The sequence below is a fragment of the Thiolapillus sp. genome, assembly GCF_048562965.1.
Taxonomy (GTDB): domain Bacteria; phylum Pseudomonadota; class Gammaproteobacteria; order Chromatiales; family Chromatiaceae; genus Thiolapillus; species Thiolapillus brandeum_A.
In genome coordinates this window covers 1-650 of sequence record NZ_JBHNMF010001396.1, presented here as the reverse complement: position 1 = coordinate 650, position 650 = coordinate 1, and the positions used below count along the sequence as shown (strand labels likewise).

Genomic DNA, 650 nt, shown 5'->3' with positions numbered 1-650 from the left:
AGATAAACCATAATCGCAAATTGCTTCCAGAGGGAGAATAAGGTGGCTCACAAAACATGTAATAAAAATAATTTTAGCGCTATTCAGTATTCAAAAGGTCTGCTGTATGAATGATCGCATCGCCCAGGCCCTGACCAAACTCTTCGAACGCCACCGTATCATCTTCTGGTATGACGCGAAAAAGGAGTTGCGTAGCGATTTTGAAGGGCTTAAGCTGCCGGGAATCGAGAAACTGGAGGTTGCCAACAACGAGTTCGGTGTGAAATATCGCCTGCTGCGTGAGAAACCGGAACAGAAGTTTCTGCTCTATCGCGAAGGGCCTCAACCCGAAGATCTCGATAACTGGTTGCTGGATGTGCAGTTGGCGCATGGCGAGTTCCGCACTGACCAGGTGGCTCTGTGGCTCAGTGAATTGGAACTGGGTATGGCTTTTGCAGAAGTGGTCGAAGACCATGTTGAATTTTTCAAGGCTGCCAAGAGAAAGGAGGCTTTGAAACGGCGCCTGGAATCCGATGATACCCCTGGCAGGGTCAGAATGAAGATGCTGTCGGTCTGTGCCCAGGCGGAGCCACGCCTGGATGCGGTACTGGAAAGTCTGCTGGAGGAACTGTCTGAGGAAGAAGATGGGCGATGGCGCATTCTCGTGCGCT

General features: G+C 50.8%; 1 protein-coding gene. It reads left to right on the top strand.

Going from position 1 to position 650, the window contains the following annotated elements:
- Positions 1-106: 106 nt before the first annotated feature.
- Positions 107-650, top strand: a 544-nt coding sequence (locus ACOCD2_RS24540) for a hypothetical protein (RefSeq protein WP_305802264.1), incomplete at its 3' end; no start/stop codon positions are given.